The 24,425-nt window shown below is 64.9% G+C and carries 15 protein-coding genes and 2 tRNA genes; 4 read left to right on the top strand and 13 right to left on the bottom strand.

The genetic code is table 11. The features are described from left to right. Positions 1-3 precede the first annotated feature (3 nt). A complete protein-coding gene (locus CPBF1521_RS12445; protein ID WP_115677203.1) occupies positions 4-2,256 on the bottom strand; it encodes a methyl-accepting chemotaxis protein in 2,253 nt (750 codons plus the stop codon). Between CPBF1521_RS12445 and CPBF1521_RS12440 the strand changes: the two genes are divergently transcribed. Then, positions 2,255-2,440 (top strand): hypothetical protein, encoded by a 186-nt coding sequence (locus CPBF1521_RS12440; protein WP_147295458.1) that lies wholly within the window; start codon positions 2,255-2,257, stop codon positions 2,438-2,440. The genes CPBF1521_RS12445 and CPBF1521_RS12440 overlap by 2 nt on opposite strands. Positions 2,441-2,651: 211 nt before the next feature. Here CPBF1521_RS12440 and CPBF1521_RS12435 read toward each other — a convergent pair whose 3' ends face one another. The 11 genes from CPBF1521_RS12435 to CPBF1521_RS12385 form a co-directional block, all read right to left on the bottom strand. After that, positions 2,652-4,907: a methyl-accepting chemotaxis protein gene (locus CPBF1521_RS12435; protein WP_115677186.1), complete on the bottom strand. Its 2,256-nt coding sequence runs from the start codon at positions 4,905-4,907 to the stop codon at positions 2,652-2,654. Between the two features lie 211 nt (positions 4,908-5,118). Next, positions 5,119-7,899, bottom strand: coding sequence for a methyl-accepting chemotaxis protein (locus CPBF1521_RS12430; protein WP_181901221.1), 2,781 nt, complete (start codon positions 7,897-7,899; stop codon positions 5,119-5,121). A gap of 51 nt (positions 7,900-7,950) precedes the next feature. Next, positions 7,951-10,128 carry a methyl-accepting chemotaxis protein gene (locus CPBF1521_RS12425; protein WP_115677184.1) on the bottom strand — a complete coding sequence of 726 codons (2,178 nt, stop codon included), beginning with the start codon at positions 10,126-10,128 and terminating at the stop codon, positions 7,951-7,953. 266 nt (positions 10,129-10,394) lie between these two features. Beyond that, entirely contained in the window at positions 10,395-10,922 is a 528-nt protein-coding gene (locus CPBF1521_RS12420; RefSeq protein WP_047125429.1) for a hypothetical protein, read from the bottom strand. Positions 10,923-11,374: 452 nt separating this feature from the next. After that, positions 11,375-13,378, bottom strand: a complete 2,004-nt coding sequence (locus CPBF1521_RS12415) for a chemotaxis protein CheA (protein ID WP_104648668.1) — start codon at positions 13,376-13,378, stop codon at positions 11,375-11,377. A 32-nt stretch (positions 13,379-13,410) separates the two neighbouring features. Further along, positions 13,411-13,776, bottom strand: a complete 366-nt coding sequence (locus CPBF1521_RS12410; RefSeq protein WP_002806565.1) for a response regulator — start codon at positions 13,774-13,776, stop codon at positions 13,411-13,413. After that, complete coding sequence (locus CPBF1521_RS12405; protein WP_026064926.1) at positions 13,773-14,081, bottom strand: STAS domain-containing protein; 309 nt, start codon at positions 14,079-14,081, stop codon at positions 13,773-13,775. Before CPBF1521_RS12405 ends, CPBF1521_RS12410 begins: the two co-directional genes overlap by 4 nt. Positions 14,082-14,184: 103 nt before the next feature. Continuing rightward, positions 14,185-15,438 carry a chemotaxis protein CheW gene (locus CPBF1521_RS12400; protein WP_115677183.1) on the bottom strand — a complete coding sequence of 418 codons (1,254 nt, stop codon included), beginning with the start codon at positions 15,436-15,438 and terminating at the stop codon, positions 14,185-14,187. Beyond that, on the bottom strand, positions 15,435-16,217 hold the full coding sequence (locus CPBF1521_RS12395; RefSeq protein ID WP_016904758.1) for a ParA family protein: 783 nt from the start codon (positions 16,215-16,217) through the stop codon (positions 15,435-15,437). Before CPBF1521_RS12395 ends, CPBF1521_RS12400 begins: the two co-directional genes overlap by 4 nt. A gap of 1 nt (position 16,218) precedes the next feature. Further along, positions 16,219-17,193, bottom strand: coding sequence for a flagellar motor protein MotD (gene motD / locus CPBF1521_RS12390; protein WP_115677182.1), 975 nt, complete (start codon positions 17,191-17,193; stop codon positions 16,219-16,221). A gap of 7 nt (positions 17,194-17,200) precedes the next feature. Further along, positions 17,201-17,941, bottom strand: coding sequence for a flagellar motor protein (locus tag CPBF1521_RS12385; RefSeq protein ID WP_026064871.1), 741 nt, complete (start codon positions 17,939-17,941; stop codon positions 17,201-17,203). Positions 17,942-18,590: 649 nt separating this feature from the next. On the opposite strand from CPBF1521_RS12385, the gene CPBF1521_RS12380 reads away from it, so the two are divergent. The 3 genes from CPBF1521_RS12380 to CPBF1521_RS12370 all read left to right on the top strand — a co-directional run bounded on the left by CPBF1521_RS12380 (position 18,591) and on the right by CPBF1521_RS12370 (position 22,069). Beyond that, complete coding sequence (locus CPBF1521_RS12380) at positions 18,591-21,743, top strand: TonB-dependent receptor (RefSeq protein WP_181901223.1); 3,153 nt, start codon at positions 18,591-18,593, stop codon at positions 21,741-21,743. 130 nt (positions 21,744-21,873) lie between these two features. Next, positions 21,874-21,950: transfer RNA gene (locus CPBF1521_RS12375), tRNA-Pro, on the top strand. A gap of 42 nt (positions 21,951-21,992) precedes the next feature. Continuing rightward, positions 21,993-22,069, top strand: a tRNA-Arg gene (locus CPBF1521_RS12370). Between the two features lie 108 nt (positions 22,070-22,177). On the opposite strand, the gene CPBF1521_RS12365 is transcribed toward CPBF1521_RS12370, so the two are convergent. After that, positions 22,178-24,421, bottom strand: coding sequence for a S8 family peptidase (locus tag CPBF1521_RS12365; RefSeq protein ID WP_115677181.1), 2,244 nt, complete (start codon positions 24,419-24,421; stop codon positions 22,178-22,180). Positions 24,422-24,425: the final 4 nt, after the last annotated feature.

The following is a 24,425-nucleotide window of genomic DNA, read 5'->3' as shown; positions in this document are numbered from 1 at the left end:
GGCTCAGAACTCCTGCCAGCTGGTGTCGTTGCTGGGCGCGGTGGCGACCATGCGCGGCCTGGCCGCGGCGGTGCGTCCGGCCGCTGCCACCTTGGCCTTCAGCGCGGGAGTCACCACCGGGCGCGGCGGCACGGTGCGCACCGGTGCCTTGGCATAGGCATGGGCATCGGTCTTGAACACCGCAACGGCGTCGGTGAGCTGGGTGGCCTGGTCTTCCAGCGCCCGTGCGGCGGCAGTGGCTTCTTCCACCAGCGCGGCGTTCTGCTGGGTGGTCTCGTCCATCTGGGTGACGGTCTGGTTGACCTGCTCGATGCCCGAGGATTGCTCCTGCGAGGCGGCGGAGATCTCGCCCATGATGTCGGTGACCCGCTGCACGCTGGACACGATCTCGCCCATGGTCTTGCCGGCGCTGTGCACCAGCACCGACCCCTCGGAGACACGCTGCACCGAGTCGTCGATCAGCCCCTTGATCTCCCTGGCGGCCGCCGACGAGCGTTGCGCCAGCGTCCGCACTTCCGAAGCGACCACGGCAAACCCGCGCCCCTGTTCGCCGGCACGCGCCGCTTCCACCGCGGCGTTCAAGGCCAGGATGTTGGTCTGGAACGAGATGCCGTCGATGACCGAGATGATGTCGGCGATCTTCTTGGAGGAGGCTTCGATCCCGCTCATGGTCTCGACCACCCTGCTGACGATCTCGCCGCCCTGCGAGGCCACACCGGCCGCGCCGATGGCGAGCTGGTTGGCCTGACGTGCGCTCTCGGCGTTCTGCTTGACGGTGGAGGTGAGCTCTTCCATCGAGGCAGCGGTTTCCTCCAGGTTGGCGGCCTGCTGTTCGGTGCGCTGCGACAGATCCTGGTTGCCGGCCGCGATCTCGCTGGCGGCGCCCTTGATCGACACCGCCGAGGCCTTGATGCCGCTGACGATCTCGGCCAGCTGCGTGGCCGTGGCGTTGGCATCGTCGCGCATCTGCGCGAACACGCCGCGGAAGTCGCCGCTCATGCGCGCGGTGAGGTCGCCGGCGGCGATGGATTGCAGCAGGCTGGACAGCGACTGCAGATTGCCGTCGGCGGTCGCCATCAGGTTGTTGAGGCTTTCCACCATCAGGCGGAAGTCGTACTGGAAGCGCTCGGCATCGCCGCGGGCACTGAAGTCGCCGTTGGCCGCCGACACGGCCAGATGCTTGATCTCGGTATTCATCGCGCCGAGGTTGACCTTGACCTGCGCCATGGTCTCGCTGAGCACGGCCTTTTCGCCAGGCAGCTTTTCCATGTCCTCGGACAAATCGCCGATCGCATAGCGGCCCATGATCTGCGCCAGGCGCATCTTCACCGCGATGTGCGAGCCCACCAACATATTGGTGTCATGCGCCATGCGGCCGTACTCGCCGGGGAAGGCGTCGGCATCGATACGGAAGCTGATCTGGCCATCGTCGTGGCGCTTGGCCATGTCGGTCTGGGCGGCGAGCAGGTTGCGCAACTGTAGCTGCATCTTGCTCATCGCCTTGAGCAGGCGGCCGCTTTCGTCGTTGAACTGGGTGTCGACGTCGTTGTCCAGCTTGCCTCCGGCAATCGATTCGGCCGCGCGGGTGGCCCGGCTCAGCGGCTGGGTCAGGCTGCGGGTGATCAGCAGGCCCAGCACGCCGCTCAGCAGCACCACCAGCAGCGAGCCGGCGATCAGCAGCTTGCGCGAGTCGTCCATGGATTGCAGCGCAACGGCGGAGGCCTCGGCCGACAGCGTGTTCTGCAGCGCGATGTTCTCGGCGATCTTGTCCTGCCACTGCTGCATCGCCGGTGCGGCCTTGGTCAGCAGCAAGGGCAGGGCCTCATCGCTATGGCCGGTCTGGACCAGGTCCATGACCTGGTCGTTCAATGCCTTGACCACGGCGCGCCGGCGATCGATTTCTGCGCGGATCTCCCGGCCCTGGTCAGACGGTGGAATCGTATACAGCGCTTCGCGTGCCTTGGAGTAGTCGGCGCGCGCAGCCTGGATGGTCTCGATAAACTTGAGATTATCTTCGCTGCTGGTTGGCAAAACCACATTGCGGATCTGCATCGCAATAATGTAGTTGGCATTCATCATGTCGTTGGACAGGCGAATCTTCACCATGTTCTGGTGCACCAGATCGTCGACCAGGGTGCGTGCCGAGCTCAGCCCGCGATAGCCGATAATGGCAATGAGGGCGGAGAGAACGATCAGCACGGCAAATGCCGCCGCCAGTCGGGGGCCGACGTTATAGCGTTGAAGAAATGCAGTCATGATCAATTCCCGGCAGGCGGTGCGCAATGGATGGGAGCGATCAGGTGACGCCGAACAGTGTCTGCGTCACATCTCGCTATGCGCAGTAACGGCGCACGACAGCATCGCTGAATACCTCGATATCAAAAAAATATATAACGCGGTCAGGCTTGTGAAAAATAATAAATCGCGAGAATGGAATTGATCGGTTTGTGTAATCGTTATCGGCGGGGGATGACGGCGGACTCGACAATAATCGTATTGCTACATAAATAAAAAGTTATTCGAATGCTGTTTTATTCCTTATCGGGTTGATGCGCCTTTTAAAAAGCGTGGCGCGGCATAAAAAAAGCCGCGCTCTGGAGAGCGCGGCTTGCGTTTGACGGCGGCCAGTGCAGCGGCCGCTGCGGCGTGGCCTAGAACTCGGCCCAGTCCGATTCGTTGGACGGAGCCAATGCCACGGCAGCACGTGCCGCCGGCCTGGCGACCTGCGGCCTAGGCGCCGGTGCACTGGCGGCGGCAGGCCGCTTGGCAGCGAGTTGGCGCACCACCGGCGTGGCGCGGGTCACCGCTTCGAGCTCGGCTGACAGGCGGAACAGGGCGACCGCCTCGGTGAGCTGTTGCGCCTGTTCTTCCATCGACCGTGCGGCGGCGGTGGCTTCTTCCACCAGTGCGGCGTTCTGCTGGGTCGCCTCGTCCATCTGGGTGACGGTCTGGTTGACCTGCTCGATGCCGGCCGACTGTTCCTGCGAGGCGGCGGAGATCTCGCTCATGATGTCGGTGACGCGCTGCACCGAGGAGACGATCTCGCTCATGGTGCTGCCGGCCTGGTTCACCAGCGCCGAGCCTTCGGCCACCTTGCTGACCGAGTCGTCGATCAGGCTCTTGATTTCCTTGGCGGCGCCGGCCGAACGCTGCGCCAGCGTGCGCACTTCGCTGGCGACCACCGCAAAGCCGCGGCCCTGTTCACCGGCACGCGCCGCTTCCACCGCTGCGTTCAGGGCCAGGATATTGGTCTGGAAGGCGATGCCGTCGATGACCGAGATGATCTCGGCGATCTTCCTGGACGAGGTCTGGATGCCGGACATGGTGTCCACCACCTGGCTGACCACGGCGCCGCCGTGCGAGGCCACGTCGGCCGCACCAATGGCGAGCTGGTTGGCCTGGCGCGCATGCTCGGCGTTCTGCTTCACCGTGGAGGTGAGCTCTTCCATCGAGGCGGCGGTTTCTTCCAGGTTGGCGGCCTGCTGCTCGGTGCGCTGCGACAAGTCGTTGTTGCCGGCGGCGATTTCGCCGGCAGCGGTGTTGATGGCCAGCGTGGAGTGCTTGATGCGGCCGACGATATCGGTCAGGCGCTGGGTGGTGGCATTGGCATCGTCACGCAGGCGCGCGAACACGCCGTGGAACTGCCCGTCCATGCGTGCGGTCAGGTCGCCTTCGGCCACCGCGCCGAGCAGCTGCGACAGCTTGCCCAGATTGCGGTCGCTGACCTCCATCATCGAGTTCAGATCCGCCACCATCACCGCGAAGTCGTACTTGAAGCGCGCCGCGTCGCCACGTGCGCTGAAGTCGCCGGCGGCTGCGGCCTGCGCCAGCTGCTTGATCTCGGTATTGATCGACAACAGGCTGGCCTTGGCCGCATCCATCGCTTCATGCAGGATCGCGCGGCTGGCCGGCAGGCGGCGTGCGTCCTGGGTCAGGTCGCCCTGTGCGTACTGGTTGAGGATGCGCACCGCGTCGGTGATGGCATCCAGATGCTCGAAGATCATCGTGTTGATGCCGCCGGCCAGCGTGCCGTACACGCCGGGGAAATCCTCCGGCATGCGGTGGGTGATGTCTTCGGCCGCATGCAGGTGTGACATGCGCGCGGTCTCGTCGCTGAAGCGGCGCAGCATCTGCGTCATGCCGCTGGTGGCCTCGAGCATCTGGCCGATCTCGTCGTTGCTGGTCTTGTGGACCTGCACGCTCAGGTCGCCGCGCGAGACCGCCTTGATGGCGCCCAGCGCCTTGGACAGCGGATTGGTGATGCTGCGTGCGATCAGCCAGCCGAAGGTCACCGACAGCGCCGCCATCAACAGCGTGCCCAGCAGCAACACCGCGCTGGTCAGCTTGAACGAGGCGCTGCTGGCGGCAACCATGTTGGCCAGCGCGGTCGACTGCTCGGCATACATTTTGTCGATCGTCTCGAACAATTCCTTGCGAATGTCACCGGATTGCTTGTTTGCAAGCACTGCCGCCGCATAGTCGGGCTGCTTGTAGAGCGTACGCAGCGTCTTGTTGGCTTGAAAGTAGCTCGCGCTTTGTTCGGCAAGCTTGGTGTACGCGGCCTTGAGCGGCGACGCAGCGTCGATCTTCGCTGCCAGCGCCTTTTGTGTCTGCGCGTACTTGCCCTGGATATCATCCATGCGGGTGAGAAAGTAGGCATAGCGTTCCGGATCCTCGAGATTGACGAACTGACCGGATTCGTAGATACGGAATTCGCCACCGAAGGCACGCAGCTCCGAGAGTTTGCTCAGGATCGGGACGACCTCCTCATTGATCAGCACTGCCTGCTGCTGCATCTGCCGCATGCGTGAATAGCCCAGGCCGCCCAGCAAGGCGGTGAGCACGGCGCTCAGGCAGAAGGCAACCATCAGTTTGCGGCGGATCGGCCAATCGTTGAACTTGTTCATCAGTGACTCCGGGACATTGCGCAGGGACGCTCTCCAGCACGCTAACGGCCGCCCGGGATGATTCTTTATTTTTGAAGGACGAACGGTAGGGCCGCCGGCCGGTGTGTGCGGCGATCAGCCGCCGGCAACGCGGCCGTGGCGGGCAGGGTGCGCCCGCCGGTGGCGCTGAAGGTGCACGGGAGCCGCCCCGGTCAGGGCAGCGCCGCTGCACTCAGAAATCCTGCCACTGGCTGTCGTTGCCGGCGGCACTGCGGGTAGGGGGACGCGGCGGCATGGCAGCGCGCTTGTTGCCGGTCGGTGCCCGTGTGGAGGGCGCAACCGGGCTGACGCCGGGTGTGGCGGCAGCGGCAATCGCCGCCGGCCTGCCGACGTGGCTGAGCTTGAACACCGCCACCGCATCGGTCAGCTGGCCGGCCTGTTCTTCCATCGCGCGTGCGGCGGCGGTGGCTTCTTCCACCAGTGCCGCGTTCTGCTGGGTGGCTTCGTCCATCTGGGTGACGGTGAGGTTGACCTGCTCGATGCCGCTGGACTGCTCCTGCGAGGCGGCGGAGATCTCGCCCATGATGTCGGTCACGCGCTGCACGCTGGCCACGATCTCGGCCATGGTGGTGCCGGCCTGCTGCACCAGCGACGCGCCCTGCGCGACCTTGCCTACCGAGTCGTCGATCAGGTGCTTGATCTCCTTGGCCGCGCCGGCCGAGCGCTGCGCCAACGTGCGCACTTCGGTGGCGACCACGGCAAAACCACGGCCCTGTTCGCCGGCACGCGCCGCTTCCACCGCCGCGTTCAAGGCCAGGATATTGGTCTGGAAGGCGATGCCGTCGATCACGCTGATGATCTCGGCAATCTTCTTCGAGGAGATCTCGATGCCGGACATGGTGGTGACCACCTGCGCCACCACCGCGCCGCCATGCGAGGCGACATCGGCCGCGCCGATCGCCAGCTGGTTGGCCTGGCGCGCGTGCTCGGCGTTCTGCTTGACGGTGGAGGTGAGCTCCTCCATCGAGGCGGCGGTTTCCTCCAGGTTGGCGGCCTGTTGTTCGGTGCGTTGCGACAGGTCGCTGTTGCCGGCGGCAATCTCGCTGGCGGCCGCGTTGATCTGCGTGGCCGAGGTCTGGATGCCCGCCACGATGCCGGTCAGTTGCGCCACGGTGGCGTTGGCATCGTCGCGCATGCGGGCGAACACGCCCTGGAACTGTCCGTCCATGCGCACGGTGAGGTCGCCCTCGGCCAGCGCGCTGAGCAGGCGGGAAATACGTTCCAGGCCTTGCGAGGTGGTTTCCAGCAGGCCGTTGAGCTGACGGCCGAATTCCAGATAGAAGCCGTGCTTATCGTCCAATGCCAGGCGTTGGCCGAAGTCGCCCATCAGCGCCGACTGCACCAGCGCGGCGACCTCTGCCTGCGTGCTGACCTCGGCGCTGACATTGCGCCACAGCAGCATGCTGCCGCTGCGATGACCATCGGCGGCGTACAGTGGGGTCATGCTCAGATCCAGCGTCACCGGCCCGAAGGCGTAGCGCTCCAATGTGGTGGACTGCAGTTGCTGCAGGCGCTGCATGCGTGCCTTGCCGTCGGCATCGGTGCCGAACACATAGTCCAGCGGGTTGCCGACCACCGCATCGGCGCTGAAGCCCTCCTGGCCCTTGGCATGAAACGCCGCTTCGCTGCGCTTCAACGAGTTGTGCAGCGCCTGGGTGATGAACACCGCCGTGTGCTGCTCGTCGGCCAGCAGCACTTCCATCTCCGAATGTTCCAGCGCGGTGCGGATGCGCAGGTTTTCGTTGGCGATCTGCGCATCGCGTTCGATGCGCTGGCGCAGGTCGGTCTGCATGCGCTGCATGGCGCCCATCAGGCGGCCCACCTCGTCCTGGCGCTGCGCGGCGATCTGGTTGTCCAGCTTGCCGGAGGCAATGGCACCTGCCACCTTTGCAGCGGCATCCAGCGGGCCCACCACCTGACGGCGCAACAGTGCGAACAGCGCAACGCTGAGCACCAGCGCCGAGCCCAGGCCGACCGCCAGGATGGTCCACAACAGGCGATGTGCCTGCTGCATGATCGCCGCATACGGCACCACCACGCCCAGCGCAAAACGCTCCTGCGCGTGGCCGATCTGCAACGGCACATAGGCGCTGACCGTGCCGGCGGCGTCCGGCGTGAAGTCCAGATAGTCCTTGCCGGCCCTGGTGGCCGCCAGCATCGCGCGATAGTCGGCACCGTCGGCCGGCTTGCCGATCCGCGCAGCGTCGCGCGAGGCCAGAATCACCCCGGCCGGCGAGATCAGCTCGACATAGCCATCGTCCATCGGGCGCAACGCGCTCAGGCGCTTCTGCAATGCGGCCAGGGCGAAATCCACCGACACCACGCCCACATACTTGCCCTGGTCCAGGATGGGCGTGGACAAGGTGGTCATCAGCACCGGCTTGCCGCCGATCTGGTAATCGTAGGGGCCGGCCACGATCTGCCGGCCCAGCTCGCGGGGCTTGAGGTACCAGTCGCCGTCGCCGGGCTTTTCGTAGCCGACCAACGGCTCGCGGATCAGCGACTGCCCGTTGTAGGCCCAGTAGGTCATGAAACGGCCGGTGTTGTCGTGGCCCTGGGCATCGACATAGTCGCCGTCCTTGCCGTCGAAGGCCTGCGGCTCCCACAAGGTGCCCATGCCCACCCATTCGGGATGGTTCTGCAACGCGTCGTGCACGATCGCCGCCGCCGCCTCGCGGCTCACCCCGCCATGCGCACGCTGCGCCAGCAGGGCGCTGGCGAGCGACTGGCCAGTGGTGAATGCCTGCCCCAGCTCGCTGCCGATCTGCTCGGCCTGATAGCGCGCCGCGTTCTGCATCGTGGTCTGCGCCGACGCGATCAGCGCGCGACTGCTTTGCCAGTAGCTGATCGCCGCGGTCAGGCCGAAGCACAGCAATGCAGCGACCGCGGTGCCGAGCATCAGGCGGTACGCCAGACTGCCGCCGGAGCGGGATTGCGTGGGGGGCGAGGGCATGGGCGTGGCTTCGAAGTGAGGAGGTGGTACGGGAGAGCGATCTGGTGGCGATCAGCTGGCGACGCGCAGGGCCTCCGCGCGCGCGGCACCACGGCCGGGGCCGCGCTGCACGGGCGAGGCCGCGGTCACCCGGAAGCTGGACACCGCCTCGTCGAGCTGCTGCGCCTGCTGCTGCATGGCGTTGGCGGCGGCGGTGGCTTCTTCCACCAGCGCGGCGTTCTGCTGGGTGCTCTCGTCCATCTGGGTGACGGTGAGATTGACCTGCTCGATGCCGGCCGATTGCTCCTGCGAGGCGGCAGAGATCTCGCTCATGATGTCGGTCACGCGCTGCACCGAGGACACGATCTCGGCCATGGTCTTGCCGGCCTGATCCACCAGCGCCGAGCCCTGCGCCACCTTGCCGACCGAGTCGTCGATCAGGTGCTTGATCTCCTTTGCCGCGCCGGCCGAGCGCTGCGCCAGCGTGCGTACCTCGGAGGCAACCACGGCAAAGCCGCGGCCCTGTTCGCCGGCACGGGCCGCTTCCACCGCCGCGTTCAAGGCCAGGATGTTGGTCTGGAAGGCGATGCCATCGATGACCGAGATGATCTCGGCGATCTTCTTCGACGAGGTCTGGATGCCGGACATGGTGTCCACCACCTGGCTGACCACCTGGCCGCCTTGCGAGGCCACCGATGCCGCGCCGATTGCCAGCTGGTTGGCCTGGCGGGCGCTTTCGGCGTTCTGCCTGACCGTGGAGGTGAGCTCTTCCATCGAGGCGGCGGTTTCTTCCAGGTTGGCTGCCTGTTGTTCGGTGCGCTGCGACAGGTCGTTGTTGCCGGCGGCGATCTCGCTGGCCGACCCGGTGATGGCGCCGGCGGCCTGCTGGATGCGCCCGACGATGCCGGCCAGCTGCGTGGCGGTGGTGTTGGCGTCATCGCGCATGCGCGCGAACACGCCGTGGAACTCACCGTCCAGGCGCGCAGTGAGGTCGCCCTCGGCCAGCGCGGCCAATAGCTCGGAGAGCTTGCCCAGGTTGCGGTCGCTGACGTCCATCATCGCGTTGAGGTCGTTGATCATGCGTGCCGAGTCGTGCCTGAAACGCGTGGCATCGCCGCGCTGGCTGAAGTCGCCATTGGCCGCAGCCTGGGCCAGCCGCTTGATCTCGGTGTTGATCGCCAGCAGGCTGGCCTTGGCGGCATCCATCGCTTCGTGCAGCACCGCCCGGGTACCGGGCAGGCGCGCGGCGTCGCGCGACAGATCGCCTTGCGCGTACTCGTTGAGGATGCCGATCGCATCGATGATGGCGTCCAGGTGTTCGAAGATCATCGTGTTGATGCCGCCGGCCAGCTCGCCGTAGACGCCGGGAAAATCGGTGGGCATGCGGTGGCTGACGTCTTCGCCGGCGTGCATGTGCATCATCACCTTGGTCTGCGCGGAGAAGCGCTCCAGCGTATGCACCATGTCGTCGGTGGCCTTGAGCATCTGGCCGATTTCATCGCTGCCATGCTGGGCGGTGCGCACGCTCAGATCGCCACGCGCCACGCCCTTGATGGCGGCAAGCGCGCGCGACACCGGCTCCAGCACCGAATTGCCGATCAGCCAGCCCACCAGCAGGTTGAGCAGCACCAGCACGCCGCCGGCCAGGGTGACGATGCCGGTGAAGACCAGCGCCTGCGCCTGGGTGTCGTCCAGATACACGCCGGTGCCGATCACCCAGCCCCACGGCTTGTACAGCGAGGCGTAGGAGGTCTTCTGCACCGGCTCCTTTTCGCCGGGCTTGGCCCAGGCGTAATCGACGTAGCCGCCGCCGGCCTGCGCCGCGCTGACGAAGGCCGGGAAGATGCGCTTGCCGTCAGGGCTCAGCACATCGTTGAGCGGCTTGCCGATGAGGTCCGGGCGGGTGGGGTGCATCAGCATCACCGGCGTCTGGTCGGTGACGTAGATGTAATCCACGCCGCCACGTGCGCGCATGGTGGACAAGGTATGCAGCGCGGCCTTCTTGGCGCTGTCCACATCCATCTCGCCTTTCTCGGCGCGCTCGGCATAGCCATTGACCACCGCGATGGCCATTTCGATCTGGCTCTTGAGCCCGTCGCGGCGCGTATCGGTGAGATCCACGTATTGCAAGCGTGCGGCGATCACCGCCAGCACGATGATGCCCAGCGCCACCAGCGCGGTCTGCGCCAGAAACTTGCGCTTCAGCGGTACGTTGGCCAGCGTGTTTGCAATCGTGGTCTTGAAGGTCATGGCAGGTATCCAGCAAAGGAATGTGACCGAGGTAAGTCGAATAGCGACCTGATCCCCAAAATGTTGAGCAGTGCGCGACAGCCGGCGTGAGGGCGGGCCGGGCAGGGCACGCGGCCCGTGGACCCGCTGGCAAAGGCAGTGCGCACGAGGGCGATAGGACCTGCAGCGCAGGCCGGCGCTTCGGCGCACGTCGCGCAGCGCGGGGCTGGCTGGCTGGAGAGCCTACGACGCCGCTGCGACCATCGCGGTCGCGAGGCGGGCAATGCTCAGTGGCGTTGCGTTGTGCCCACGCTGGCCATCGATTGCTGCAGGGTGTGCAGTTGCGTCCACAGCCGTGCGTCGCCTGCATGGTCCAGCGACAAGGCCTGCGCAGCCTGCAGGTCGCCGGCATGCAGGGCGCGGTTGGCCTGGCGCTGCTGCGCCAGATACTGGCCCAGTTGCTGCTGCACCAGCGCAAACTGGCGCGCCTGCTCACCCTGTGGCGCGCTGGCCTGGACGTAGCCCGCATGCCGTGCGATGCGTTGACGCAGGTTGCCCAGGCGCTCGTCGTAGGCCTCGATGCGGGCGGGGTCATGCGCTGCGGCAAGCTGCGCCCGCTGCTCGTCGCGCAACTGCACCAGGTCGATGGCGAGCGACTGCAGCGCGTTCACCGGCACGTTGTCCAGCAGGACCGACACCGGCGCGGCCGGTGCTGCGAAGGACGGCGGCAACGAGATGCTGGCAGCCAGCAGCGCGGCGGCGCACACCGAGCCCAGCAGGTGGCGGACAGCGCGTGGTGAGTTGACGGTGGGCATGCGGACTTCCTTCGACGTGGCGCGGGCCAGGCAGCCCTCATTGCTCCCTGTATCGGCCGCCGCGGCGCGGGCTTGATCACCTTTCGACGGACGGCACGTTTGCGGGGAAACGCAGCGGGTATTACGAAGCGCGTGCGTCTGTCGGTCGCTGCCAAATGGCAGAACGCCCCGGCAGGATCGGGGCGTGTTGAGCATCGTCGTGGTTGGCCCTGCGCGCGTGGATAGGCGCTGCGCCGGACATGTTCCGACACGCCGGGGCAGCGGCTGCAGGCCATGCGGCACGCGTCGCGGGGCAGGTGCGCAATTGCAGGACTGCGCCGGGCACTGCGGTGCCTGGCAGAAATGAAAAGCCCCGGCATCGCTGCCAGGGCTTTGTCGTGACCGCACATAATCTGCGGCCTTTCTCCCGCGGGAGAAGGAGCCACACCGCGCTTGTTGCGTGGCCTGGCGTGTTACGCGGCCTGCGGCACACGCAGCGAGCGCACCAGCCCGCCGATGTCCACGATCAGCGAGACCCGGCCATCGCCCAGGATGGTGGCGCCTGAGACACCCGGGATACGGCGGTAGTTGTTCTCGATGTTCTTGACCACGACCTGTTGCTGGCCGAGCAATTCATCCACTTCCAGCGCGATCTTCTGGCCGTCGCCTTCGACCACCACCACCAGCGGTTCCTGCGAGGACTGCTGCCCGCCGAAGCCGTAGTAGTCGGTAAGCGACAGGATCGGCAGGTACTCGCCGCGCACCCGCAGCACCCGACCGTCGCCCGCCATCGAGCGGATGTCTTCCGGCGCCGGCTGCAGTGCCTCGAGCACGTAGGCCAGCGGCAGGATCAGGGTTTCGCCGGCGACCGAGACGGTCATGCCGTCCAGGATGGCCAGGGTCAGCGGCAGGCGGATCAGCACGCGGGTACCGCTGCCGGCGTTGCTTTCCAGCTGCACTTCGCCACCCAGGCCCTGGATGTTGCGGCGGACCACGTCCATGCCCACGCCACGACCGGACAGGTCGGTCACCGCGTCGGCGGTGGAGAAGCCCGGCGCGAAGATCAGGTCCCACACCTGCGCGTCGGTCGGGTTGTCCGGCACGGCGATGCCGCGTTCGGCGGCTTTTTCCAGGATCTTGGCGCGATTGAGGCCGCGGCCGTCGTCGCTGACTTCGATCACGATGTGGCCGCCCTGGTGCGAGGCCGCCAGGGTGATCGTGCCGGTTTCGTCCTTGCCGGAGGCGCGACGCGCATCGGGCATTTCCAGGCCGTGGTCGATCGAGTTGCGCACAAGGTGCACCAACGGATCGGCAATCTTTTCGATCAGGCCCTTGTCCAGTTCCGTGCCTTCGCCAATGGTACGCAGGCGGACCTGCTTGCCGAGGCGGCTGGAGAGGTCGCGGACCAGGCGCGGGAAGCGACGGAACACCGCGTCCACCGGCAGCATGCGCACGCCGATGACCGCTTCCTGCAGGTCGCGGGTATTGCGTTCGAGCAGATCCAGGCCGGCGAACAGCTGTTCGGCATGCGCCGGATCCAGGCCGGTGGAGACCTGCTTGAGCATGGCCTGGGTGATGACCAGCTCGCCGACCAGATTGATCAGGGCATCGACCTTGTCGACGCTGACGCGGATCGAGGTTTCCGCTTCGGCTGCGGCGGCCTTGGCCGGCGTGGCAGCGGCGGCGGCAGGTTCGGCAGCGGCGGCAGGTGCCGCAGCGACGGCGACAGGCGCAGCGGCGGCTTCGACGGCCAGGCTCGGCGGCGGGCCGGGCACCGCCATCGGGCGGATCTCCAGCTCGCAATCGTCCACCACCCAGGCGAAGGTGTCTTCGATCTTGCTGCGCGGAATCTTGCCGATCAGGCCCAGATCCCAGGCCAGGTAGGCTTCCAGCGGGTCGATGTTCTCAAAGCCCGGCATGCGCTCCAGGCGCGCGGCAATCTGCAGCGGGCCCAGGTGCTCGAGCTCGCGGATGATGCGCAGCGGGTCGTTGCCGCTCATGAACAGCGACGGCGCCGGGGTGAAGCCGATATGCCAGGCTTCGGGTTCTTCTTCCTTCGGCTTGGCCACCGCCGCGGCGGTCGGCGCTTCGCCGGCCAGCACCGCGTTCAAACGGGTATGCACGGCCTTGACCGCGGCCGGGTCGGCCGGGGTGCCGTGTTCGGCTTCGCGCAGCAGTGCGCGCAGCACGTCGACCGAGCCGAGCATGGCATCGACCGCATTGGGCTCGAGCTGGCGCTTGTTGGAGCGCAACTCGTCCAGCAGCGTCTCCAGCACGTGGGTCAGGCCGGCGACCGCTTCGAAACCGAAGGTGGCAGCGCCGCCCTTGATCGAGTGCGCGGCGCGGAACACCGAGTTGATGATTTCCGGGTCGCGGTTGCCCTCTTCAAGGGACAACAGCCCGGCCTCCATCGCGTCCAGCCCTTCGCGGCTTTCCTCGAAAAAGGTGGCGTGGAAACGTTGCAGGTCCATGCTCATGGGCGTGACATCCGATGGTGAGGCAAGTGGAATTAACCCAGAACTTTCTGGACGGTGGCGATCAGCTGTTCCGGGTTGAACGGCTTGACCAGCCAGCCGGTGGCACCGGCGGCCTTGCCTTCGGACTTCTTGTCGGCCGCCGACTCGGTGGTGAGCATCAGCATCGGGGTGAACTTGTAGTCCGGCAGCTGGCGCAGCTCACGGATCAGCGAGATGCCGTCCATGTTGGGCATGTTCACGTCGGTCACCACCGCGTTGAAGCGTTGGCCCTTCGCGCGGCCCAGCGCCACGGCGCCGTCCTCGGCTTCTTCGACGGCAAAGCCGGCAGAGGTGAGGGCGAAAGAGACCATCTGGCGCATTGACGCCGAATCGTCCACCACCAAGATACGTGCGCTCATGCGGCGTTCTCCACAGATTTCAGGTTGTCATTGGATGCGGAAAGTCCGAGCGCGTCGGTGACGCCGAGCAGACGGGCCGCATCTCTAAAAGTGTCGTTGCAGCCATCGAATTCGGTATGCAACCCCGCCTGGCGGCGGGTCTGCACAAAGGCACAGAGCAACTGCACGCTGGCGGTATGGATACGCCGGACGTCGCCGGCATTGAGCACCACCTCGCCGTCCTGGGCCAGGAACGCGGCAAGCTTCTGCTTGAGGTCGGCGCTGGTCTCGATGCCGAGATCCTCACCCAATGTCACTGTGCTCATTGTTGCTCCGAACGGATGGTTCTATGCGTACTAACGGCGGGCGGCGGGAAAGCTTTAACGGTGAATCGTTGCGCGTGCAGGTGCGCGTCAGCTGAGCGCCGGATCAATGCAGCAAATGGCTGGCATCGAGCAGGATCATCGGCTGATGGCCCAGCCGCGCGACGCCGCGGAACAGGTTGTTGGAAATGCGGCACAGGCGTGCGTTGTCCGGTGGTTCGATCTGCTGATCGGTCAGGCTGGTGACGTCTTCCACCGCCGACACGCGCAGACCCATGGTCTCGCCGTTTTCCTCCAGCACCACCACGCGCGTCTGCAGATCCATGTTGATCGGCGCCGAGCCCAGATGCATGCCCAGGTCGATCACCGGCACCACCTGGCCACGCAGGTTCATGATGCCGAGCATCGCGCTGGCGGTGCCGCGCAGTGGCAGCAGCGGCACCGGCAGTACCACCTCCTGCACCTTGAGCAATTCCAGCGCATAGGTCTGTTCGCCGCAGCGCAGGCGCAGCCAGCGCGTGCTGCGTTCGGCTGCGCGCCGCTCGGCCTGGATGTGCTCGGCCTGGCCGGGGGCCAGCAGTGCCTGCAGGCCTTGCGGATAGATCGGCGACGGCGGCGCGCGGTGCGGTGCCTGCATCGGTGCCGGCGCAGGCCGCGCAGGTGCCGGCGCGGCGGGTGCGGCATCGGCAAAGGCCGGGTCGGCATCCATCTCCGACAGCAGATCGGCGGCCAGCAGGTCGGCGCCGGAGGCAGCGCTGGCGAAGGCCGGGTCTGCGTCCATTTCGGCCATCAGGTCGGCAGTGCTCATGAACGGGCTGGGCGCCGCCGTGGCGAAGGCCGGGTCGGCGTCCATTTCGGCGAGGAAATCGGCAGCGATGTCTGCAGCGCTGGGCGCGGCGACCACCGGCGGGCCGAAGGCCGGGTCGGCATCCATTTCGGCGAGGAAATCGGCGGCGATGTCTGCGGCGCTGGGCGCGGCGACCACCGGCGGGCCGAAGGCCGGGTCGGCATCCATTTCGGCGAGGAAATCGGCGGCGATGTCTGCGGCGCTGGGCGCGGCGATCACCGGCGGGCCGAAGGCCGGGTCGGCATCCATTTCGGCAAGGAAATCGGCGGCGATCGCATCGGCGCTGAGCACCGCGGCGATCGCGTTGGAAGTGGCCGCTTCGGAGACAGCGGCGGCTTCGGGGGCCGCGTCGGCCTGCACCGGCGCTTCGGCCAGCGTGAGGTCTGCCTCGGCAGTTGCCGGTGCCGCCGCGAGGGTGGCACCGGTAGCCGGGGCAGTGGGCTCGACGCCGGCATCGTGCAGCAGGCCTTCCAGATAATCGTCCAGCTCACCGTTGGCGGTGTGGTTGCTCATGCGGCTTGCTCCATACGCACCGCGTCATCGGCCAGCACCCATTCCAGCGCACGGCGATAGGCGGACAGGCCGCGGCCCTGGTAGTCGCCGCCGGTGGCGGGGACGGTCAGTGCGGCGGCATTGCAGATTCGGGTATCCACCGGCACTGCGTCTTCCCAGACGACGGCACCGTAGGTGTCCTGCATCTCCTTGAGCGTCTCGGTGCCGGCGCGGGTGCGGCGGTCGAACAGGGTCGGCAGGATCGACACCGGCAGTGCGCGGCGACGCGAACGCTGCACCATGTCGGCGGTACGCACCATGCTGGCCAGGCCATGCAGCGCCAGCGGCTCGGCCTGGGTGGGCACCACCACGCGGTCGCAGGCGGCCAGCGCGTTGATCATCAGCAGGCCGAGCGTGGGCGGGCAGTCGAGCAGGATGTAGTCGTGCTGGCCGGCATGCCGGGTCATCGCGTTCTGCAGGGCCAGGCCCAGCCCGGGCTGGTTGGCGCTGCGGCGTTCCAGCGTGGCCAGTGCGGCTTGCGCGCAGACATAGGACAGGCCGGGGATGGCGCTTTCGTGGGCCAGGCTGGCCAGGTCGCTCGGCGGGGTGCCGAACAGGTCCAGCACCCCGCGCGGCGGCGGGTCGATCGCCACACCGAACGCGCGGGTGAGTGAGGAGTGCGGATCGAGGTCGATCAACAATACCCGGTGGCCGAGCGCGGCCAGGCCACGACCCAATGCCAGCGTCGTGGTGGTCTTGCCGACGCCGCCCTTCTGGTTGGCGATTGCCCAGATACGCATCTCACTGCACTCCTTGAATTACGGCGGGAACGGAACTTGTGCCGCTTTCGGTGGTGACGGCCGTTTGGCCGCCGTCAGACTTGGGAAGCTTGGGCGCCCCGGCGGCGGTCGCATGCAGCTGCGATGGCGGATCGGGTGCGAGTGAGCCAGCCGAGTCAGCGAGGATGATCAACACCACACGCCGGTTCGCATTCCGTCCCGCCTCAGTGCTGTTATCGGCACGTGCGCGGAATTCTCCATAGCCCACCATCGCCAATCGCTGCGGGGCGATGCCGTCATCGGCAAACAGGTGCACCACGCTGGCGGCGCGCGCGGCCGACAGCTCCCAGTTGGAGGGGAACAGTGCTGTGGCGATCGGCTGATTGTCGGTATAGCCCTCCACGCGCACGCCGTTGGGCGCATCGCGCAGCACCGCGGCCAGCGCCGACAGGGTGCCGCGGGCGCTGCCAGCCAATGCCGCCGAGCCGGTACCGAACAGGATGTCGCTGTTGATCTCCACCTCGATCCACAGATCGTTGCGGCGGATGGTGATGAGTTTCTGGTCGATCAGCGGCGCCAGCGTCTTGCCCAATTGCTGGGCCACCGCGTCCATCTGCCGCTGCGCACGCGCCAGCTGCGCCTGGTTGCGCAGCGACACCGGCATGCGCATCTGCGCGGCCATCGACGGCAGCAGGGTGGGGTCGGTCGGTCCTCTGGACGCGGCCATCGGCGCGCCGGCCTTGATCACCGACGGGCGGTCGTAATCGGCACCCAGGGTCTGGGTCCTGCCGACCTGCACCGGGCTGGCGGCGGTGGACGCGCCACCGAAGGCGGTGGTCAGCGCTTGTGCCATGACCTTGTACTTGCCCTCGTTGAGCGAGGAGATTGCATACATCACCACGAAGAACGCCAGCAGCAGCGTCATCAGATCGGCATACGGAATCGCCCACGCTTCGTGGTTGCCATGGTCTTCGTGATGTTTGCGACGGCGGGCCATGACGGGACTAATGCAAGTAGCCTGCCAGTTTCGACTCGATGTTGCGCGGGTTCTCGCCCTGGGCGATCGCGATCAAGCCTTCGATCGCCATTTCGCGCTCGTTGGTGCTGCAATGGATGACGCTCTTGAGCTTGGCGGCGACCGGCAGGAACAGCAGGTTGGCCGAGGCGATGCCGTAGATGGTGGCGGTGAAGGCCGCGGCGATGCCATGGCCGAGCATGGCCGGGTCGGCCAAGTTCTTCATCACCGCCATCAGCCCGAGCACCGCACCGATGATGCCCAGCGTGGGCGCGTAGATGCCCATGCCTTCGAACACCTTGGCCGCGGCAAGATCCTGCCGCTCCTGGTTGTCCATTTCGATCTCGAGCATATGCCGCATGGATTCGGGCTCCACGCCATCGACCAGCATCTGCAGGCCCTTGCGCAGGAACGCGTCGTCCTGGCGCGGCAGCTGGTCTTCCAGGCCCAGCAGGCCCTGGCGGCGGGCGATGTTGCTCCACTCGACGATGCGCGCCAGCAACTGCGGGCGGTCGCTGGCCGGCGGCTGGATCACCCAGCGCAGGATCTTGAAGGCGCGCCGGAAAACCGCCGGCGAGGTGTGCAGCAGGATCGCCGCCACGGTGCCGACGATCACGATCACGAAGGCAGCCGGCGACCACAGCGACGAAATGCCGGCGCCTTTCAACACGCTGCCGCCCACGATCGCCACGATCGCGAGCACCAGTCCGATAATGCTGAGTCTGTCCATGGAAGCGATATCGGCGCGAGCGCGGCGGACTTGATAGAGCAGATGGTCGAGAGCGCCAGAAAGTTGTCGTTTTGCGGCATGGGCCGCTTCCACGCTGGCGTCGATGCAGGGGTGACAGGTCATCGGCGCATGCGCTCCCGACCAAGGCGTGTCATCAATGCCGCAGCAGGCCCGCCCCCCTTGCGCGTGCACGCAAGCAACAAGCGCGGGCATGTTCGGTGTGGCGACCGCGTTGGCGATGGCCGCCACGCGGCGTGTGGTGGGCGATGCCCTCAGCTCGATCCAGTTTCTTGCTGAGCTCGGTTTTAAACAAGGTGTGTGCTGGCGCTTCGGCAAACCGCTTGCGTCCGGTTGCAAGCGAGGGTGTGTTGCTTGCAGCGATCACGCTGCTGCAGCCGGCGGCGCGGTAGGCCGTGTCATGCCGCGTGCAAGCGTAGCGGGCCGGCCGCCCATCGTGGATGCCTTGCAACGCCGCTGGTCTGTTGCGCGGCAGAATGCGCTGCCGCTTGGGCTGTGCTACTTAGCTTTCCACGGCATTAGAACGATCTAATCGCATCTGCGTGGAAGCGGACGCAAGAGGAGGGGGCAGGTTGCCGCAACGGCGACGGATCGTTTTTGTGTCACTTCGCGCAGCGTTCCTGGCCGATCGCTGGATCGACAGAAATCCGCCGAAGCCAATCACCTTTGGGAGAGCATGATCGAAATGAACTGCATGCCATTCGCACGCCACCGCAGCACGCTGTCCGCCGGTATCGCCATCGCCTTGTTCGCGAGTGCCGCCTCCACCGCCGCCGCCCAGCAGGCCGACGGCACGCCGGCGCCCACGGGCCAGGCCGAGGTGCGGGCCACGGACCTGGACGCAGTGACGGTGACCGGCTACCGCTACGCGATCGAAAAAAGCCTGGAGCAGAAGCGCAACGCCAACGCCGTGGTCGATGTGATCACCGCCGAGGACGTGGGCAAGTTCCCCGACAAGAACGTGGCCGATGCGCTGCAGCGCGTGCCCGGCGTGGTCATCAGCCGCGACGGCGGCGAGGGCAAGAACGTCAGTGTGCGCGGCCTGTCCTCGGAGCTGGTGCTGACCGAATTGAACGGCAACTACATCGCCACCGCCGAGTCCAACGGCGACCCGACGCGCTCGTTCAACTACACGCTGCTGCCGTCGAACCTCCTGGGCAGCGCGGAGCTGTACAAGACACCGGAAGCGCGCATCGACGAAGGCGGCATCGGCGGCACGGTGATCCTGCAGACGCGGCGCCCGCTGGAACTGGAGCCAAACTCCGGCTTCGTCTCTGCCGAGGGCACCTGGTCCGATACCAGCAAGAAGACCGACGGCCAGTTCTCCGGTTCGTACTCGTGGCACGACAAGGACAACCGCTTCGGCGTCTTCGTCGGCTACACGCAGCAGAAGCGCACCGCACGAACACTCGATGCCAGCACCGAGAGCTGGCAGTGGTACGGGCGCGACGAAGGCGGCCCGGCGGTCGACGTGAACGGCAATCCGTCCGACTTCAACGCCAACTGGTGGGGCGGGACCGGTTTCTGGACCCAGGACGGCGATTACTCCACTGGTTTCATGATGCCGACGGCGGTCAGCCTGGGCGCCAAACGCGAGGAGCGCGAGCGCAAGGGCGCGCAACTGACCTTGCAGTTCAAGCCGACCGACGACCTGACGCTGACCGCGAACTACTTCCGCTTCGACCTGTCGCAGGACTCGCAGACCAATACCATCAAGATTCCCGAGTGGAACATTGCCCGTTACAACGGCGACGGCAACTGGCGCGGCGGGCGTCTGCTCGACCGGCTGCAGTTCGATCCCAGCGGCACCATCGTCACTGGCGCCGCCTACAGCCTGCGCCCGGGCAAGACCTACTACTGCAACGAGGCGCAGGCCGCTGCGGCCGGCCTGCCGCCGGGCGGCTGGGGCTCGGACGACTGCACGGTGCCCACGCCGCAGATCACCGGCAGCTACAACATCGAAAAATCGCTGTCGCAGACTGTGGACCTGGGCGGCGAATGGCGTGGCGAGCAGGTGGACGTGGCGTTCAAGGCCGGCCGCACCTGGGCCAAGGGCGGGCCGGAGCTGCAGTTTTCCCTGCCGATCAAGCCGCGCCTGCAGAACGCCGACGGCAGCTGGACCAACGCCAACTTCGCCAGCGCCTGGGACCTGACCGGCACGCCGTCCATGACGTTCTCGCCAGCGCTGATGCAGAACCTGCGCGACGGCATCCTGCAGGTCGACCTGGGCTCGACCGGCTCGTCCTGGACCCGCAACACCAACCAGCAGCAGTACGCGCAGATCGATACCACCTGGCATTTCGACGGCGAGGTCTTCGACTCGCTGCAGTTCGGCATCAAACGGCGCGACGGCGGCATCCACCGCAGTACCGGCAACAACTACTGGGTGTGCCCGGGCACCGACCCGGGCGACTACGACAACCGCTACTGGAACGGGCGCTGCAATGCCATCGCCACGCAGTTCTCCCCGGGCCTGCTGTTCGCGCAGGACAACCTGGCCGGTGGCGTCAACGCCAACGCGTTCCCGGCGATCAACTTCCCGGGCTACATCGGCTACTTGAATCAAACCTACGGCGCGATGCAGACCCGCAACGAAGACAACTTCGTCTACAACGTCGACGAAGAGATCTATTCAAGCTATCTGCAGCTCAACTTCCACACCGAGCGGCTGCGCGGCAACGTCGGCGTGCGGGTGGCGCGTACCGGCCAGCGTGCCGATTCCACCGACAAGGTGACCGCCTACAACGACTACTTCTTCGACGGCGCCGACGGCAATCCGCTGGCCTGCCAGCAGGGTGCCGCCATGCCCGGCGGCGCCCCGGCCGACACCTATTGCGGCACCGAAGGTTACTGGCGCTTGGCCGACAGCGTGCAACGCACCGAGTCGTTCGTGGTCAGCGGACTGGACCGCAACTACACGGACGTGCTGCCGAGTTTCAACCTGGCCTACGACCTGACCGAAGACCTGCTGCTGCGCGCGGCAGCTTCGAAAGTGATTGCACGCCCAAGCTACAACGATATTGCCGCGCCCGGCAGCCTGGAGTTCTACAGTCCCGAGTACGTGGCCGACCGGCGCTTGACCGGCGGCGCCAGCGAGCAGGGCTGGTACGGCTCGGGCAGCAACAAGAACCTGGAGCCGTACAAGGCCAACCAGTTCGACCTAGGGCTGGAATGGTATTTCCACCCGGGTTCGGTGGCGGGTGTGGGGCTGTTCCGCAAGAACGTGGAGAACTTCGCGGTCGACGTGATCAGCGACGTCAACATGATGGTCGACGGGCAACCGGTCACCGTGCAGAACTACAGCACCCAGGCCGGCGGCCAGGACGCGGTGTCGCAGGGTGTGGAGCTGTACGCGCAGCACACGCTGCCGTTTGGCCTCGGTGCGCAGTTCAACTACACCTACAACGATGCCAGCAAGGCGGCGGTGCGGCTGGAGGACGGCACCGAGGCCGGCAAGACCTCCATGCCGGGCAGCGCCAGGAACCAGACCAACCTCACCGTGTTCTACGAAACCGACAGCCTGCTGCTGCGCGCCTCGTACAACCGTCGCGGTGAGCTGGTGCAAGGCCTGGTCAATGGCCTGAACGTCTTTGAGGAGCCGTACTACCAGATCGATGTCAACGCGGCCTACAACATCACCCCCGCGCTCAGCCTCACCGCCTCGGTGCTGAACCTGACCAAGCAGGAGTCCCGCGCGCACCTGGGCGAGGACACCCGCGCCCGCTTCTACACCGGCGGCTACGCAGGCCGGCTGGCGTACCTCGGGCTGACTTACAAGTTCTAGGTGCCAGCGTGTCGCGCCCATGCCTGCCGCGTGGCGGACAGTATGGGCGCGATGGTAAAGAAGTTAACCTGGAACCGTTATTTGCCCAAAATAGCCGACCTTTCCAGCCTTCGGGATTGAAAGGTCCCGCCGGGGTATAGCGCAGTCTGGTAGCGCGCCTGCTTTGGGAGCAGGATGTCGGGGGTTCGAATCCCTCTACCCCGACCATTCCGAGCTCTTGACAGCGTGGGAATGCGAAGTTCGGTCCGGGCGCCCGTAGCTCAACCGGATAGAGCACCGGCCTTCTAAGCCGGCGGTTACAGGTTCGAGTCCTGTCGGGCGCGCCATTAGTAGCAAGGGCTGAGGGCTAATCTGAGGCTCACTCCCTAAATTTCTCCCTAAAATCCCAAATGTAAGAAGCCGCTTCGTAATCGCCAGCGGCTACTTAACGTTAATCATTCAGTTTGGATCGAGACTTCAACGTCGTTGACGGCGCTCTCTACGTAGTTGCCCAAGCTAGTTGCTACTGAGTCATAGATGGATCCGTCTTGACCAGTTGTGCCAGTTAAGGTCAGTACGAAGGCAACTTGGCTAGCTTCGATCTCCATGTTGTTTGTTATGCCAAATTGATATAGATCCCTGGCGAATATGCGTGCGCATACTCGCATAGTTGTTCCGCTGAACGACTTTCCGGTGGGAATATTTTCTGCGTGGTGGCGTACAGGGTTCCACTTCGCATGCTCCGAGCGAGCTTTCAACTCTGGATCAGTATCCTCTTTCATCGACCCGGCAAGGTTGCCCATCTTTCCTTTCGCAGTTGTGTACTGCAATGCAACCTGAAGTCGTGTTGAAAAGTAGTTGGCAGCACCGAGCTCCGATACCTTCGGGGTCAAGATTGCTGTTAAGCAGACACGGCCTTTAAGCTTTCCATTGAAGATCAGCTGGGGCGGAATTGGAATGTCTTCCCAGTAATACCACTGACCAGCCTTGAGCTCCGAGGTCCATAATAATGTCACGGAGTCATCGTTGCATTTCCAAGGTACGTCGTGGCTCATGCATGGAGATCCCCAGCCGAGCCTTGGCTCATAGGCATTTCTGTCTGCGGTATTGATTAGAAGTGCACGGACCAGATCGGGAGTTGGGGCTTTGAGATTGTGAAATGTGTGGGCAGCCAGGCTCGAGACTAGGGCAGTGGCAAAGCTGCTGCCGGTGAGCTGATTGCCCCCTAAGCCTCTGAGGGTGGAAAACCATGAGAGCTCTGGCTTCATCAATCCCTCGGGTCCTGGACCACCAAGGCAAGCCGGACAAGCGGTTCCAGGTAGATCGGCTTCGGCTATTCGCCCACCAACAGTTAAAGCTGCTTCACAGTCTGCGGGTGGACATGGACGCAGTTCAGAGCAGTGGTCTACGTTACCAACTGAAATAACAGGCAAAATTCCATACTCGCGTGCAATCTTATGGATATCATGGCCAAGAACGCTCATCTCATGAGGTGAGCCTGGTTCAACTGGTTCATTGAATGACAAATTCCATACCTTCGTGTCCCCATGATGGCGTGCGATGACCGAACGAAGGTAGCTCTGGAAAGCAAGCCTGGCCGGGCTGCCGGGATCCGAAGTAGCGATAGCTTGAGCTATGCCCAATCTGCACACTAAATCAGGAATTTTTAGATGTGTGTTCCAAGCTGAGCCGTGTACTACGAGTGACGCAATGCGGTTTCCATGGGCTCTATTTGCTGAGACATCCGCAACTAGTGAAGGGGCTTCCCAGGCAACCATAGGTTTATAGCTGTTCGCAAACAAACCGCCGTCTATAACCCCGACAATTGGCTGCCATTGCTCGTCGGGGATCGGTCGTTCTGGATCTGGAGCGGTGGGTGCCTGGGTGGCCTGGATCTGACGAATCGGATCTATTCTGAAAACGCTCCCGGATGCTATTAATGCATTGAGAGAATTGACGTCGCGAGCAGCAATATTCAAACGTGTGAAAGGGTTCTGCCGATATTCCCGTGTTGCTCGGGCAAGGCTGTTAGCTGAGTTGGCGGTTTGTATTTGAAGCTGATCAGCGTCTGATCCTGGTTCGCGTGTTATGCCGACAAGATCGTTAATCCCGCTTATTAAATTGTCTTCTTGCAACTTAGTTATGGATGCGACAACGCTAGTCCTAGCCTCTGCTTCAAAGAATGGTGCTAGCCAAACAGTAAACAGCCTCCCGCTATCGATCTGGGTTGCTGCATCCCAAATGGAGTTGGTGGTTCGGCCACCCAGAACGTCACTATCGCCCAGCGACGTTACAGAGCTAATTCTTGAAATTGCAATACGTACATCAGTACGCGCACTTGTTTTGACAATTGTCGATATCGCTTCCGATGCGTTTAGATCAACTTCAGCAAGGTAGCCACCACGAAAGGGAGCAACAAGTTGGCTTCCCAAATCAGCGCGAAATAGAGCGTCGGGCTCATGCGAAGGTGCTAGTGAGTCGTCAAACATCTTGACGGCTACGAGAGACCGTCCGGCGTGTATACCCGTAGTTCGCCGAGAGATCTCCTCGAACTGCTCCCCCAAAACAATGCGTTGCTGATCCAGACGGTCGCTTTTTATATGTGCCTCAGTCGGACTCCGGCCGGTAACAGTCGCTCTACGTGGGTCGCGCTTGAGGGTGAGTACCGGATTGAGTACGGGTCTAATATCAGTAGCCACTTGA

The sequence above is a fragment of the Xanthomonas euroxanthea genome (assembly GCF_900476395.1).
GTDB lineage: Bacteria > Pseudomonadota > Gammaproteobacteria > Xanthomonadales > Xanthomonadaceae > Xanthomonas > Xanthomonas euroxanthea.
Note: the sequence above shows the minus strand (reverse complement) of the source record. Positions and strands in the feature narration are given on the sequence as shown.

Coding starts and splice junctions, on each gene's coding strand:
- CPBF1521_RS12440 (WP_147295458.1), top strand. CDS start 2,255: ATGATCAATTCCCGGCAGGCGGTGCGCAATGGATGGGAGCGATCAGGT.
- CPBF1521_RS12445 (WP_115677203.1), bottom strand. CDS start 2,256: ATGACTGCATTTCTTCAACGCTATAACGTCGGCCCCCGACTGGCGGCG.
- CPBF1521_RS12435 (WP_115677186.1), bottom strand. CDS start 4,907: ATGAACAAGTTCAACGATTGGCCGATCCGCCGCAAACTGATGGTTGCC.
- CPBF1521_RS12430 (WP_181901221.1), bottom strand. CDS start 7,899: ATGCCCTCGCCCCCCACGCAATCCCGCTCCGGCGGCAGTCTGGCGTAC.
- CPBF1521_RS12425 (WP_115677184.1), bottom strand. CDS start 10,128: ATGACCTTCAAGACCACGATTGCAAACACGCTGGCCAACGTACCGCTG.
- CPBF1521_RS12420 (WP_047125429.1), bottom strand. CDS start 10,922: ATGCCCACCGTCAACTCACCACGCGCTGTCCGCCACCTGCTGGGCTCG.
- CPBF1521_RS12415 (WP_104648668.1), bottom strand. CDS start 13,378: ATGAGCATGGACCTGCAACGTTTCCACGCCACCTTTTTCGAGGAAAGC.
- CPBF1521_RS12410 (WP_002806565.1), bottom strand. CDS start 13,776: ATGAGCGCACGTATCTTGGTGGTGGACGATTCGGCGTCAATGCGCCAG.
- CPBF1521_RS12405 (WP_026064926.1), bottom strand. CDS start 14,081: ATGAGCACAGTGACATTGGGTGAGGATCTCGGCATCGAGACCAGCGCC.
- CPBF1521_RS12400 (WP_115677183.1), bottom strand. CDS start 15,438: ATGAGCAACCACACCGCCAACGGTGAGCTGGACGATTATCTGGAAGGC.
- CPBF1521_RS12395 (WP_016904758.1), bottom strand. CDS start 16,217: ATGCGTATCTGGGCAATCGCCAACCAGAAGGGCGGCGTCGGCAAGACC.
- motD (WP_115677182.1), bottom strand. CDS start 17,193: ATGGCCCGCCGTCGCAAACATCACGAAGACCATGGCAACCACGAAGCG.
- CPBF1521_RS12385 (WP_026064871.1), bottom strand. CDS start 17,941: ATGGACAGACTCAGCATTATCGGACTGGTGCTCGCGATCGTGGCGATC.